At 38.0% G+C, this 14,266-nt stretch carries 16 protein-coding genes; 11 read left to right on the top strand and 5 right to left on the bottom strand.

Annotated elements, in window-relative coordinates:
- The first annotated feature begins 8 nt into the window (after positions 1–8).
- The 3 genes from CP367_RS05215 to CP367_RS05205 are packed head-to-tail and all read left to right on the top strand — an operon-like array spanning position 9 to position 2,819.
- Positions 9–1,550: an ABC-F family ATP-binding cassette domain-containing protein gene (locus tag CP367_RS05215; protein ID WP_068813677.1), complete on the top strand. Its 1,542-nt coding sequence runs from the start codon at positions 9–11 to the stop codon at positions 1,548–1,550.
- A gap of 10 nt (positions 1,551–1,560) precedes the next feature.
- A complete protein-coding gene (locus CP367_RS05210; protein WP_089145830.1) occupies positions 1,561–2,331 on the top strand; it encodes a threonine/serine exporter family protein in 771 nt (256 codons plus the stop codon).
- A 2-nt stretch (positions 2,332–2,333) separates the two neighbouring features.
- Positions 2,334–2,819: a threonine/serine exporter family protein gene (locus CP367_RS05205; RefSeq protein WP_089145831.1), complete on the top strand. Its 486-nt coding sequence runs from the start codon at positions 2,334–2,336 to the stop codon at positions 2,817–2,819.
- 195 nt (positions 2,820–3,014) lie between these two features.
- Here the strand turns inward: CP367_RS05205 and CP367_RS05200 are convergent, their stop codons facing one another.
- Positions 3,015–3,728 (bottom strand): C39 family peptidase, encoded by a 714-nt coding sequence (locus tag CP367_RS05200; RefSeq protein ID WP_089145832.1) that lies wholly within the window; start codon positions 3,726–3,728, stop codon positions 3,015–3,017.
- Between the two features lie 116 nt (positions 3,729–3,844).
- Here CP367_RS05200 and CP367_RS05195 point away from each other — a divergent pair, with 116 nt between their 5' ends.
- Positions 3,845–4,375: a hypothetical protein gene (locus CP367_RS05195; protein ID WP_035443227.1), complete on the top strand. Its 531-nt coding sequence runs from the start codon at positions 3,845–3,847 to the stop codon at positions 4,373–4,375.
- 39 nt (positions 4,376–4,414) lie between these two features.
- Here the strand turns inward: CP367_RS05195 and CP367_RS05190 are convergent, their stop codons facing one another.
- Positions 4,415–5,350 carry a ribonucleotide-diphosphate reductase subunit beta gene (locus CP367_RS05190; protein WP_089145833.1) on the bottom strand — a complete coding sequence of 312 codons (936 nt, stop codon included), beginning with the start codon at positions 5,348–5,350 and terminating at the stop codon, positions 4,415–4,417.
- A gap of 2 nt (positions 5,351–5,352) precedes the next feature.
- Positions 5,353–5,799: a class Ib ribonucleoside-diphosphate reductase assembly flavoprotein NrdI gene (gene nrdI, locus CP367_RS05185; protein ID WP_023488188.1), complete on the bottom strand. Its 447-nt coding sequence runs from the start codon at positions 5,797–5,799 to the stop codon at positions 5,353–5,355.
- Positions 5,800–6,091: 292 nt separating this feature from the next.
- Here nrdI and CP367_RS05180 point away from each other — a divergent pair, with 292 nt between their 5' ends.
- Positions 6,092–7,243 (top strand): RNA-guided endonuclease TnpB family protein, encoded by a 1,152-nt coding sequence (locus CP367_RS05180; protein WP_020993065.1) that lies wholly within the window; start codon positions 6,092–6,094, stop codon positions 7,241–7,243.
- Positions 7,244–7,430: 187 nt separating this feature from the next.
- The gene (locus CP367_RS05175) at positions 7,431–8,054 is read left to right on the top strand and encodes an LVIS_2131 family protein (protein WP_005722447.1); all 624 of its coding nucleotides are present in this window, start codon (positions 7,431–7,433) and stop codon (positions 8,052–8,054) included.
- Positions 8,055–8,108: 54 nt separating this feature from the next.
- Here the strand turns inward: CP367_RS05175 and CP367_RS05170 are convergent, their stop codons facing one another.
- Both CP367_RS05170 and CP367_RS05165 read right to left on the bottom strand, forming a co-directional pair.
- On the bottom strand, positions 8,109–9,617 hold the full coding sequence (locus CP367_RS05170; protein ID WP_089145834.1) for an O-antigen ligase family protein: 1,509 nt from the start codon (positions 9,615–9,617) through the stop codon (positions 8,109–8,111).
- A gap of 85 nt (positions 9,618–9,702) precedes the next feature.
- Entirely contained in the window at positions 9,703–10,005 is a 303-nt protein-coding gene (locus CP367_RS05165; RefSeq protein WP_013086899.1) for a DUF2187 domain-containing protein, read from the bottom strand.
- A gap of 95 nt (positions 10,006–10,100) precedes the next feature.
- Between CP367_RS05165 and CP367_RS05160 the strand changes: the two genes are divergently transcribed.
- From CP367_RS05160 to CP367_RS05140, 5 genes are all read left to right on the top strand, one after another.
- Complete coding sequence (locus tag CP367_RS05160) at positions 10,101–10,643, top strand: guanylate kinase (protein ID WP_061205120.1); 543 nt, start codon at positions 10,101–10,103, stop codon at positions 10,641–10,643.
- Positions 10,644–10,815: 172 nt separating this feature from the next.
- Entirely contained in the window at positions 10,816–11,367 is a 552-nt protein-coding gene (locus tag CP367_RS05155) for a C40 family peptidase (RefSeq protein WP_089145835.1), read from the top strand.
- A 268-nt stretch (positions 11,368–11,635) separates the two neighbouring features.
- Positions 11,636–12,379 (top strand): C40 family peptidase, encoded by a 744-nt coding sequence (locus CP367_RS05150; protein WP_005726403.1) that lies wholly within the window; start codon positions 11,636–11,638, stop codon positions 12,377–12,379.
- A gap of 169 nt (positions 12,380–12,548) precedes the next feature.
- Entirely contained in the window at positions 12,549–13,442 is an 894-nt protein-coding gene (locus tag CP367_RS05145) for a C40 family peptidase (RefSeq protein WP_089145836.1), read from the top strand.
- 621 nt (positions 13,443–14,063) lie between these two features.
- Positions 14,064–14,266, top strand: a 203-nt coding sequence (locus CP367_RS05140) for a helix-turn-helix domain-containing protein (protein WP_143438896.1), incomplete at its 3' end; no start/stop codon positions are given.

Here is a 14,266-nt window from a genome sequence, read left to right as displayed (position 1 = left end):
GATGAAAAATGAGTTTATTAACTGTTAAAGATTTAAGCCAGAGTTTTATTGATAAAACTTTATATGAAGATGCCAACTTTGTGCTTAACAAAGAAGACCATATGGGGGTTACTGGTCAAAATGGAGTTGGTAAATCAACGTTAATCAAGATTTTAACGGGTGAAATTTTGCCCGATGATGGTCAAGTAACTTGGCAAAATAAAATTGATGTTGGTTATTTGGACCAGTATGCTAAATTGGCACCTGGTGTGACTATCCGTGGCTTTTTGCGGACGGCTTTTGATCAATTATTTCAAAAAGAAAAAGAGTTGAATGATCTGTATGCCAAATATGCCGAAAACGGGGACGAAGCCCTGTTAGAAAAAGCCGGCAAGGTACAGACTTATTTAGAAGAAAATAATTTTTATGACATTGATACTGAGATTGAACAGGTTGCGTCAGGGTTGGGCTTAGCCGATCTGGGCTATGACCATGATGTTTCAAAGTTATCTGGTGGTCAGCGCTCAAAAATTATTTTAGCTAAATTACTTTTGCAAAGTCCAGATGTCTTGGTACTAGATGAACCGACTAACTATCTGGATGTCTCTCACATTGATTGGTTAGTTGATTATTTGAATAATTTTGATGGTGCGTTTATCGTGGTCAGCCATGACTATGACTTTTTAGGCCGAATCACTAACTGCATTATCGATATCGATTTTGGCACAATTACCCGTTATACAGGAACGTTGAAGCAAGCCTTGCGGCAAAAAGCAGCCAACCGTGAGACCTACTTGAAGGCTTATGCTAACCAGCAACGCAAGATTGCTAAGACTGAGGCCTATATTCGCAAGAACAAGGCGGGTACACGTGCTAAGAGTGCTAAGTCACGGGAAAAGCAGCTGGCGCGGATGGATGTTTTGACACCGCCAAAAAACAACCGCAAGGCACGCTTTGAGTTTCCATATGTTGCGACTGCTTCTAATTTGTTGCTACAGACGCAAGATTTGGTCATCGGTTACGACCATGCTTTGGTCAAGTCAGCCTTCAATTTCTCTGTTGGTGGGGATGAAAAAGTGGCGATTACTGGTTTTAACGGAATTGGTAAGACTACCTTGCTTAAGACATTGTTAGGGCAATTAAAGCCAATTTATGGTTCATATGAGTTATCTGTTACTGCAAAGTTGGCTTACTTCAAGCAAGATCTAACCTGGCCTAATAGCAACATGACTCCACTCCAATATTTACAAGAAGAATTTGAACGCAAAAAGCCAAAGGAATTGCGACAAGCGCTGGCACGCATGGGCTTAACTGCACAACAAGCAATGAGTCCGCTAAAGGAACTTTCTGGTGGGGAACAGGAAAAAGTAAAATTAGCTAAGATGCAGTTTGAACCAGCTAATTTGCTTTTCCTTGATGAACCTACTAATCACTTGGATAACGATACCAAGGATGCTTTGAGAAAAGCGATTGTTAACTTCCCAGGCGGAGTCATTATTGTTAGTCACGAACGTGACTTTTTCCGCGGTGATTGGGTCGACAAGACCATCGATATTGAAACTATGAACTGAGGCTAAAACTATGTCTGAGAAGCGGGATGTCCAATTTTATCAAGAAGTAATGGATATTTGTTTAACTGCGGGCCGACTAATGATCGAAGGCGGGAGCGAAATGTATCGGGTAGAAGATACAATGCTCAGAATTGCTCGCAATGCCGGAATTGATGATCCGCGTGTCTTTGCGACGCCAACCTGTGTTTTCATGAGCTTAGATGGTGGCAAGCTGAGTCAGATGAAACAAATTCGTGATCGCAACATCAATTTGGAATTAGTAGACCGGGTTAATGACTTGTCGCGCCAATTTGCAGTTGAAAAAATCACTCTTTCTGAATTAAAAGAAAAGATTGCTTTAGTATCACAAGCACCTACTTTCCCAATGTGGCTCCAGGTATTGGGAGCTGCTGTATTGTCTGCTACCTTGATGGTTTTGTTTATGGATAATTACGACTGGGTTGATTTCCCAGGTGCTGCCTTAGTAGGGGCTGTTGGTTTTTGGTCGTATTATGAGTTTAAAAAATATACTAAGATTCGTTTTTTATCAGAGCTAATTGCAGCAATGGTCATGGGGATCTTGGCAGTATTACTCAATCATTTTAATCCACAAATGATTACTGATAATATTTTGATCGGCGCTCTGATGACTTTAGTCCCAGGCTTGGCAATTACTAATGCTTTGCGAGATTTATTCATGGGAGATTTATTATCAGGGATTATGCGAATGTGCGAGGCTGTGTTAACCGCTTTAGCTTTAGGCAGTGGAGTTGCACTTGTACTTAAATTCATAGGAGTATAAAAATGCCACTTTGGTTAGAAATTATTATTAATGTCATTTTTTCTTATGTAGCTTCGGTGGGTTTTGCATTAACTATTAATATACCTCATCGCGATCTTCACCTGTCAGGAGTCAGTGGCACAGTGGGCTGGATGGTATATTGGACTTGCTTTAATTTGGGATTTGGGCGAATGATTTCAAATTTAATTGGCGCCTTTTTGATAGGTATTTTGGGCTTGTGTTTTGCACGCATTAAAAAAAGTCCAGTGACGGTCTTTAATATTCCTGCCTTAGTACCGTTAGTCCCGGGCGTGCCTGCTTATCAAGCAGTACGTGCTTTAGTTGTAGGGGATTATAGTCAAGGAGAGAATTTGCTTCTACGAGTAGCAATTGTTACTGGTGCTATTGCTTTAGGTTTCATGTTATCGACTATGTGTACTGAAGTTTTTTATAAATTTAAATATCGTCATTTTAAAAGTGCTAGACTGTACATCAAACATAAAAAATAGTACAATTACTGACTGACGAGTCGATTAATGAACGCGAGATGCGTATATTTATGAGATAGAGGACATCCGCCTTAAGTGGCAAGCACGGGAAGTGCTGATGTTGGACGCACTGATGTGAACAGTTTAAACGTCCACATATGCTTTGAGCATGTGTCTTGAGTTAAAAGGACAAGCCTTCGTGGCTTGCCTTTTTTGTTATTTGATGTAAAGTGCCTGTCGTCCTTGCTGGTCATAACTCAATTCTAAGTTATGCCAATTAACCGGTTGGTTTTTAATACCGTAAGGATTATTAACATAGACGAGCTTCTTTTGCTTGTTGTATCCCGTGATCACGCAGGCATGTGATGACGGTGTAACGTTGACTTTACCAGTATTGGTTTCCCATGTTTGCATATTGTTAACATGATTAAAAGTGGTTGTGGTAATGATCAGCACGGGATGCCCATCGGAGATTAACTTGAGAATCGCTAAAAAATTGCTGCCAGAGGCATCTTCTATGTGGCTGGTATATTTACGTGCAGCATCAAATAAAGGCCCGTGATAAACGCACCAGCCAGCATTAGCGACAGACATATGGCCGACAAAGCCTTGATTGGGGTTGCCGCGATATTTACCGTTGTCGGTGAAAGAATCAACATGAGCAATATTATCGGCGAGATCATATTTGTTAACCTTAATGTCATAGTAATTCAGTAACATTGATAGGCTAGTAACCTCGCAGCCGTTGGGTAGATCGGGCAGTTGATTTTCTAGCGGGACATTGAGCCGCTGTTCTTCCTTCATTGTCATCCAATTAATTTCATTATAGATTTTATTTTTGTTAAAAAGGTAAATCAATCCTATAATGAGAATTAACGTAATGGGAATGAGTAAAAATAAATACTTAAGATCAAATTTTTGCTTTTTCATAGTGTCATTTTAACAAATAAAAAGCTAAAAATACTGAATTGAATCCTTAAAAAGGATGACAAAAAATTTTTTTGTAGTATTTTGTAATTATAACCAATGAAAAAGGAAAGTTTATTTTGGAAATTAATTTAAAAGATCTCAACGAAAAAATTGAAAATCAAGATTATATTCAAGATCTTGAAACAGTTAAATATGCCGACATTAGCAAGTCGAAGAGCAAAATCAAGCCGTATGCTGAAAAGATGGTCAAGGAAGTTATCGCTGCTTTTAAGCATAATTCATTGATCCAAACGCAACTAGCAGTGACGGGTCAGCGGCCGGCTACTTTTGCCTTGGAGACAAATATTATCAATTTGCCTTATAGCAATTACAAACGAGTTGCTAACTTCTTTGAAGAGGGTAAGGAATATCCTTTAAATGTTTACTTTGAAACGCGCTCTGAATACGTTAATGTTTCAGGCTTTAGAATTGATCAATTAGCCAGTGAAGCAGAGATCGAACAAGATCCAGCGAAGATTGTTGATCAACTGGTGGAGGCAATTATTGAAAAGCTAACCACAATACGTGAATATAAGAAGCCTGAAAAAAAGGAAGCAGAAAAGAAGACCGCTACTAAAAAGACAACGAAGAAAACTGCTAAGAAGTAAGAAAAGACGCAATCGAATTTTCGATTGCGTCTTTTGTAATTATTTAATTTCTTTAAACTTAGTCAGCGAGTGATCGTTAGTGTAGAAGAAGAAGTCTTCAAGCACTGCACTCTTGATGACCCCTTTTTCAATAATAGGGTTGATTGAATCAGAAGTGTCAGGATACTTGGCTGAAAAACCTAGGTTGAGGTAGGCCTTGTTGACACTGTAGTAAAGATAGTGCGTAACATCATCGATCCAGTCAGTGCCCTTGTACATTAACTCAATGTGCTTCTTCTCATTATCAATTAGCATATCGTACAAGTTATCGATCCATTCTTTTAGCTCTGCTTGCTCAGTTTTACCTAATTTTTGGTAGCCTAAGCGGAACTTGTAACCAGGATAAATTCCACCAAATGAAGTGCCACGTAAAGCTAACTTAACAATTTCAGCTGTTCGTACCATTTTGCCTTGTCCGAATAAATAAAGCGGAGCGTAGAAGGCAGAATGATAGAGAGCTGTCTCTAGGATAACGTTAGCTGTCTTCTTTTGTAGTGCATCCCCGCCTTGGTAGATTTTATTCAAAATCCGAATCTTCTTTTGCAGGTAAGGATTGTCATCAGCCCAGTTAATAACGTCTTTTGCTATATTTGAGTCCGTCAACTCGTTGATAACGTAGCTGTAGCCTTTATTGGCAATAGATTCCAAATATTGCAAGGCATTCAGCACAGCTGCTTCCTCTGGTGTGATGGCATCTACCTTAATTTGCTCTAGCCCATTTTTCATTTGGAGTCCAGATGAAAAAGATAGTGCTCCGAATGCGTGAAGCAAGGCATCTTGCACCGGCTTGTCTAATTGTAAAAATTCTTTTTTATCTTCTCTAACTGGAACATTACGGGGTTCCCAGATAATATCATTCAGGCGGGACCAAGCAGATTTGTCAACCCGGTCCTCCATGTCATTCCAGTTAATTGCTTTGTAATATTTTTCAGTCATATTTAATCTCTAAAATCACTCAAAAAGCTGATATTCCCACGTAATTCCTTAGGCTTTTGGACTTGCTTAGTACTCTCACCAGCAGAAAGATCGTGTACGATTTTTCGTACATTTTTGACATCTTGGTTAGTACCACTAAATTCCAAAAGATACAAAATAGGCACTTTCAATGTTGCCGCGATCTTTTTGGCAGTTTGAGCAAAGAGGTCGTTAAAGTTTCGGTTGCCACAACCGATAATCCCTATAATATTTTTTTTGTTATCTTTATACGTTAAAAAATCAACGACTGAATCCATCATGAAGTCCTGATATGAGGGTACGATTAAGATATAAGATTTTCCCATATCATACTTAGGGTTGGCATCGTCGATTTGATGGGCCGAAAGTTGAGTTTTCTTAATAAAACGTTCCGTTTGCCCAGTAATTGAATAAAAAGCTATTGCTACCATAATGTTCCCTAATAAATCTAATGTACTAGTAAGATCTTCTCACTATTTAACTAAGTATTCAATTATTATCCTATTCAAATTTTACTTTTTTTACCATATAATTGAAAAAAAGGAGGATTAAATGGTTAGCTGAAATATAGAATTTAATGGCAATATAGAAAAAGATACAGGTAATTTGTTCAGAAAGGCAAAACATAGAAGCAAATTAACTGCTGCTAAAAATTTAATATTTTGTTCGCTTGTTTTTGTTACATCCTTTGCTAAACTTATGTTTGCATTGGAGGTGAAACAAATGATCAAAACTCAGGTAGTCGAATTAAGGCCAAATAAGATAATGCAAAGAGAACTTGAACGTCTTTGTAACTATCGCAGATACTGCTGGAATCTAGCTTTAGCAACCTGGCAAGACATGTATGAAGCTCGGACTTTAGACAAGGATAATAATCCTAGTCCTAATGAGCATCGAGTGCGGGATGAATTAGTCAATAACAAGGCTGATTGGCAATTTGCTTTGTCTGCTCGCTGTCTGCAATTAGCAGTCAAGGATCTGGCTAATGCTTGGAAGAACTTCTTTGACAAGACCCAGCCTGATTGGGGCAAGCCGCATTTCAAATCTAAGAAAGCTCCACGTCAAGGCTTTAAAACTGATCGCGCCAAGATAATTAATGGCAAGCTTAGATTAGATAAGCCTAGAGGGATTAAATCTTGGTTTGATATTCCAGCATACGAGGCATTAAAGATGGAAGAGGTTAAAATTGCCAGCATCTTTAGAGAAAGAGGACATTATTACGCTGCCCTTTCCTATGAAGAAGAGGCTGGACTAAAGGCTAAAACTGGCAAAAAGACCGCCATCGATGTCAACGTTGGGCATTTCAACTACACTGAAGGCAAGATTAATGTTTTGCCAGCAAAACTACAGAAACTGTACAAGCGAATCAAGCATTATCAAAGAGTATTGTCTAAAAAGAGAAGAGTTAACGGTAAATCGGCAAGCCAAAGCAATAATTACCTGCAAGTGAGAACCAAGCTTCAGCGTGATTATCGCAAAGCAGCCAATATTCAGAATGATCTTTTGCAAAAATTTACCACTGAGCTTGTAAACAATTATGACCAAATCGTCATTGAAGACTTGAATGTCAAACAAATGATGATGACCCATGTAGCTTCCAAAGGCATGCAAAGGTCACTATTTGGCAAGTTTAGACAAGTCTTGACTTACAAGTGCGAATGGTATGGCAAAGAATTAATTCTAGCTGATAAAACATATCCATCAACACAAAGATGTGCCAATTGTGGCTATGTCAAAACTGGTGCAGACAAAATTACTCTGCAGGGCAATAAAAAACATGGCACCAAGCATAATGAATACATTTGTTATGAATGTGGCTATAGCAATGATCGTGATGACAATGCAGTATTAAATTTACTAGCGTTAACAAAATAAAAACAATGGGCTGGCTAAGCCCTTAAGCTGCAAGAGTTAGTCAATGCGATTACTCCCCAGATGGAATATCGGAATACTGATGAAGACAGCAGTAAATAAGACAAAGAAAGGAAAATATATTTCTTTCTGACATGTAGAAATATGAAAACTTCTGCATGTTTCTATGTTTTATATAGCAGGACGACATATGTTCAGCTGGAATATCATTGGGATCTTAATTTGGGTTGCCATCATTCTTTATTTAGTTTTTATCGTCCAGAACATCCGTCAAAGACGGATTAAGATGATTATCAAACAGCATAAACGCTTTAGTTGGCCGAATATGGCTCTTAATATTGTGGAGATTGTAGTACTTTTATTAGCTGCAGGTTGGATGTTTAATCAGACTTTTATGGACAATCCAGACCTGGAAGATGCAAACCGCATTACTTCAAGCGTGAAGTATGAGCCACTGATAATGCGTACAGGTGCGGGAAATTCAAGCTATGTAACAATTAATTCTGCTAAGAAGAGATATGGCTCACAAACTTATACTTTTTATCGCGATGGCAGCAAGGTCACGATTGGTAGTGACTATGCCTCGATTGCTTATGGTAACACTGCGCTTGATGTGAATGCCGAGAAGATTCCTTATGTAAAAAAGGAATTGGCTAAAATGGATAAAAAGTATCAACGGGCTTACGTGGCAATTTATACGGCTAAGTACAAGCGGAATTGGCAAAATGGAATCGGGATGCATGCAGGTCATTTAGCAACTCGGTACTACTTAATTCGGGTGCCAGATTCAAGCTTTATTAAGCAAGAAAAATAATGTTTAAAAACTAAGAAAAAGTTAGGCAAGCAACTACCTAACTTTTTTTTATGTTTAATTTTCTTTTCTGGTTACGCTAGCTAACAAGCTGCCTTCAACGAAAGCCAGGATGAAGCTAGCTGTTAAGAAGTCCATTACGTTACCTGACGAGAATGCTGCGAAAATCATAAAGGCGATTGAAAGCAACATTGAGCTGATCAAATAAGTCCGCTTTTCTTTGTTCATTAGCCACTTAATTAAAGCGTAGAGCAGGATAATGACATAAGGCCCAATGAACAACAGCATGCCGATCCAACCAAGTGAATAAATTTGACTAGTGAAATCACGTTCAAGGTTGAAAATGTTGGTTTCTCGTGTGTAAGAAATGCCCAGGAACTTGTCGAGCCGATTGTTGTTAGTCTTCACAACCTGATCAAGCATCGCTTTTTCTACATGTCGATTTTGCATTCTAGCGGTGCCTGGCTCGTTCATGATTTTGAGCCAAAATTCAGGATCGTATTTATAAGGGTAGCTTTTAAAAACAAACTTTTTATTTAAGGCGTAATCTTGATAATGATTGCCGATGAAATTCGTTAAAAATTCCTTGCGCTGTTTACCTTGAGGATATTTTTTTAAGCCAGCATTTAATTCTCGCTTGGCCTGTGTCAAAGAATTATCGGATTGCTGAGCCAAATATTTTTCATAATTATAGCGCTGGATTGCTGGACCAAAGGGGATGATGGCAAAGGTGCCAGCTTCGATTAAAAGCGCCACGATAATGGCTTTGCCGTTTTTGTTAACATCCTTAACAATAAATAAGTGGAAAACATACAGCAAAATACTGATAATCACGCCACCGATTAAACCGATGAGGGCCACTTTGGTTCCTAACTCGATCATCGCTAAAGCTTGAACTACGTTCAAAATGACGATTTTCCAGTTAAAACGACTGAACATGAAGTAAAGCATCAGAGGCACCAGCATAAAGAGTACGGCTGATACCATGTTGGCAAAATTGAAGAAGCCTTTGGAGGCCATATGGGAGTAACCGATATTGGGGTTAACAAACCATTCAAAAATATTAGCGCTAATCGGGCCTGTCTCGTAGCTTCTAAGCGAAATGACAAAAAGATTGGTAATGACAATTGTAAATGAAAAAAGTCCGCTGATGCCTTCGATAACGTGTCTGAATTGCTCCTGACTGAAATTCAATTCTTTTGTAAAAAAGATCACCATCAGAGGTAAAAGCATTCTAATGAGATAAAAAATTTCGCTTACGGTTGAATAATTGTAGTCATTAGGATTAATGCTGTTAAAGTTTTTGACGTGGATTAAGTGAATAATCGAATACAAAATTAGTAGGGCTAAATATAGAATTAACCACTTGTCTTGCCCTAATTTTTGCCAATTTTGCTTTTGACTGAAAAACATACAGAAAATCACAAAAACAGCTAAAATTCGGATAATCGTAGGTAGAGTAAATGGTAAAACTTCCGCTAATTTGCCGTTGTAGAACCAATAAAGGTCTAAAAAGGGCTGGATTAAAATAAACCAAAATAAAACAGTTCGCGTTTTTTCTTTCATAAAATATTTCCTCTCGTATCGATGTCCTAATTTTAGGCAAAAAAATAGCTCGCGTAAACATTGCGCGGGCTATTTTTGTCAAATTTTACTTCTTGTCTGCTTCTTTTTTATCGTCGTTCTTCTTGGCAATTTTTTCAATCTTAACTTCATTAGTTGAAGCAGTCTTACTGTTCTTGGCAGCGCGAGCAGTCTTTAAATGCTTGAAGTTAACTACGATCTTATTGTTCAAGTCGCTGATAGCAGTGGCGTCAACGGGATCGTATGAAGTAATTGCAAGCAATGCGGAATTTTCGTAGATCTTTTCAACTTTGCCTTGGAATGGCTTCTTAAGTTCTTCTTCTGATTTGGCACCAACGATTGCACCAACTTTTACATCTGCTTTTTTCATCTATAATTCTCCCTTCCGAGAAAAAGTTTTAGTCTTTTATAACACAAGAATGCTATTATAAAAAAGCAACATTTTCAAGTGGGGAGAATCAGGTTTTGAAAAAAATAATTCTTATTGCAGGACCTAGTGGTGCTGGCAAGACGACTGTTTCAGAATATTTAACTGAAAAATATGGTATTCCACGCGTATTAACGCATACCACGCGGCCGATGCGATCAGGCGAAAAACAAGATGTGTCATATCATTTTGAAACAGACGAAACTTTTGCACAGCTGCACTTTTTTGAACATATTAAGTATGGATCTTATCAGTATGGCTCAAGTCGTGAAGCATTGAATTTAGCTTGGAAAAAAAGCGACTTAGTTTCTCTAATTGTCGATATCAAAGGCGTTTATACCTATATTCAGCAATTGGGTGACAAAGTCTATTTCCTTTATATAACAACATCTACCAAAAAAGAGCTAGAAGAGCGTTTGCTCAAGCGCGGTGATGATCCAAGTAAGATTAAAGAAAGACTTAGTGGTAGTGAATTAAATGCATTGCCAGCTGATCTGAAAAATTACGCTCATATATTAATTAATGACAATTTAACAAAGACCAAAAGTGCTCTCGATGCACTGATAGCAAAGCTTCGCTAGCTTTTTGGGTCTTCTCTTTTTTACATAAAATGTGTTTTTTAACAAGGTTTCTTAACGCGATGGTAGCTCTTTTGAAACATTCGTGTAACATTCAATCGGTATTATATAAAACGTCAATTGATTTAAGAAATCAAAAAAACAATTTAGTAATTTTTAGAGGAGACAATTAATTTTGAATTTTAGACGTACTTTAGTAAAATACACCGCAGCTTTATCAGTATTCTTTGCCGGTATTTCAATGATCAATGTTCCATCAACTGTTCACGCTGATGACGTTGAAAACACTACTGTAACTACTAACAACTCAATTTCAGATCTTGAAACTACTAAACCTGACTCAAGTTCAGTTAAGCAAGAATCAGCTGCTACTAAGGAGCGTAATGCGGTTGTTAAGCTTGTTAAGAAGCAAATCGGCAAGCCTTACATCTGGGGTGCTGCAGGTCCTAGCGGTTTTGACTGCTCAGGTTTAACTAGCTACGTTTACAAGAATGCTATTAACAAGACTTTGCCAAGAACTACTTACGGTCAAATTACTCTTGGTAAGACCATTTCAGTTTCAACTAAGAAGCTTAAAAAGGGTGACTTATTATTCTGGGGTAACTACCATGTAGGTATCTACGTAGGTAACGGCAAGTTTGTTCACGCTCCAGCTCCTGGTCAAAATGTTAAGCAACAAACCTTAGCTTCATTTTACCCATCATCAGCTAAGCGTGTAATCGACTAATTGCGTTAGTCTTCCTAAAAATAAAATATCTAATTAAGATAGTTAGGGAAATCTCCCTAGCTATTTTTCTTTTTGACGGAAACGTAATATTTATTAAATCAGTATTACTTTTGTAACACTACTGTAACATTAGGACATTATTATAGATTTTGTTAAATACGTTAAAGAAATTTAAAGATTTTTCGATGAATTAATATTTTCGTTACCAGCTTAAGTAATAAATTCTAAGAATGCTTATATATATAGTGAAAACATATAGGAGAATTTGATGAATATTAAGAGCAATTTCGTAAAAGTTACCGCAGCTGCTGCATTAACTCTGACCGGTGTAGCTGCAGTAAATGTCATCAAGCCAGATTCAACTAATGCTACTGTTCAAGCTGCTACTACCAAAGTAAAGATTAACTACATTGCAGGTTATGGAATTAACATCTGGGACAACTACAATGGCGGTCACTTTACTGGTCAACGTGCTCAACATGGTACTACTTGGAATGTTTTTGACACCAAGACTGATAAGAAGGGCCGTACATGGTACCAAATTGGTGATAACCAATGGATTTTAGCTCAATATACTGTTGATGCTAGTTCAGATAAGGCTCAAGCAGTTAAGAAAGCTAAAAAGGCTAAGAAGTCAGTTCAAGCAACTGGTGATGCTTCAGCAGTTATTACTTTGGCTTCAGCACAATTAGGCAAGTCCTATGTTTGGGGTGGTACAGGAACTAACGGTTTTGACTGTTCAGGTTTAGTACAATATGTTTACTCTAACGCTGCTGGCGTGAAGTTGGGTAGAACTACTTATGATCAAGTTAAGCAAGGATCAACCGTTTCTATGGATAATCTTCAACCGGGTGATTTGCTTTTCTGGGGTAGTGCAAGTGCTCCATATCACGTAGGTATCTATGTTGGTAACAACCAATACATCCACGCTGCTACACCAGGTCAAGGCGTAATCAAGCAAACTTTGAGTTCATACTTCTACCCAAGTGTTGCTAAGCGTGTTTTAAATTAAGATAGTAAGTAATGAAGACGGATTCCAGTGATCCGTCTTTTTTGTAATATTGTAATGTTCCAATTTGCTTCTTGAGGTAGGACATGCAATAATGAAGGCGTTACATAGTAAGAGTGGGTAATTTTAGGTGAAAAGTTTTCACCTGTTTCGCTACCAAGGGGATTCAATTATGAAACGTAATTTTTTTAAAGTGGGAGCGGCTGCAGCCCTGACCGTTACGGGTGTTTCCGCAATCACGTCAATGAAAACGGTTCGTGCAGCTAATTTTACGGCGATTAAGCAAGTTAAGATTAGCTATTTACCAGGTAAGAGCCTGAATATTTGGACCAACTATGAGAATGGTCAATTCATGGGTTACCGTGCTAAAGACGGCACGGTCTGGAATGTAGCTAAAACTGCACTCGATAAGAAGGGCAACTTGTGGTACAAGGTTGGAACGCGTGAATGGATTGAAGCGCGTTATACCGTAGATGTTACTGCTGGAGAAAAAGCAGAAGTATCGCAAGCACCAACTATTAAGAAAACGGAAGCTAAGCAGACAAAGACTACTGTTAATAAGAAGACAGCGGCAGTAGCTACTAAAACGGCTACTCAGAAGAAGGCTGAAAAGATAGCTAAGGTGAAGAAGGCTAAGCAAATTGTTAATACGGCAATCAAGAAGACCAGCCAAAATACTAACCAAACTTCTTCAACGCAAGCTACTAGTAAGGCCGCTTCAATCGTTGCTTTAGCTAAGCAACAAGTAGGCAAGAATTACGTTTGGGGTGCAGAAGGTCCGGATTCATTTGACTGTTCTGGCTTAGTACAATATGTTTACCAAAAAGCTGCTGGTGTTAACTTGCCAAGAACAACTTATGATCAAGTTAAGGTTGGTCAAACTGTTTCATTGAACAACTTGCAGCCAGGTGACTTAGTCTTCTGGGGTTCAACGACAGCTCCATACCACGTTGCAATTTATGTAGGAAACAATCAATATGTAAACGCAGCAACACCGGAGCAAGGTACTATTTTGCAAACGGTATCGAGTTACTTTACACCATCGATTGCTAAGAGAGTGTTATAGAAAAGTAATTTGGAATAATCTTAGGCAGGCGATTAATGCGCTTGCTTTTTTGTATTGATAAAAGTTTTCTCTAGACTGAAAAAATCTGCTTTTTTGTCATAATTTTCTCTGTACTGAAAGTTTTTAGATTTTTTGCCATAGTTTTCAGTGTGGAGAAAATTATGGCAAAAATTAAAGAAGGGATTAAAATGACACCCATCAAGACCGTTTAAGCAGAGCCATGTCCAGAAATTCAACGCAGTATACTCACCTTTGCAGCGAGTATATTAAGCAAGCGGTAAATGCGTTCTTAGGACAAATGATGTCAGTTGAATAGATTTGACATCATGACCTAATATTTTCTGACATTATTGATTTTCTAACTGAATAGCTTAATAAGTAGCGGTATAATTAAAGCCGATATTAATTAGAAGGGATGGATTGAATGGCGAAGAGACACCAATATCTTTGGTGTTTGGTTGAATTGCCTAACGGTAAATGTGAATGGTACTGCATTTCTAAGGTATTGCGCAAGGCCTTACTTTGGGAGTTTCAACAAGTTTAAAAAATATATGTGTAATTGTGTTTCTTAAGTGTTATAAAGTGTGCTATAATCTCGCTACAAGGTGGTGAGATTTTTTTATGTCTAGAATTATGTATTTAAAAGAAGCTGCTGCCTATCTTGGCAAAGCGCCGTTCACTCTTCAAAGCTGGGATCGAGCTGGGAAATTAAAAGCTCATCGAACAGCTAACAACAGACGATTTTACTATCAATCAGAGCTTGATCAGTATTTAGGCCTTGATCATAACGAGCCCATTGATAAGCGCAAAATTGTGGCTTACGC

It is taken from the genome of Lactobacillus sp. UMNPBX16, assembly GCF_002553775.1.
Taxonomy (GTDB): domain Bacteria; phylum Bacillota; class Bacilli; order Lactobacillales; family Lactobacillaceae; genus Lactobacillus; species Lactobacillus crispatus.
The sequence above is the reverse complement of the archived record's forward strand: the minus strand, read 5'-3'. Positions and strand labels throughout refer to the sequence as shown.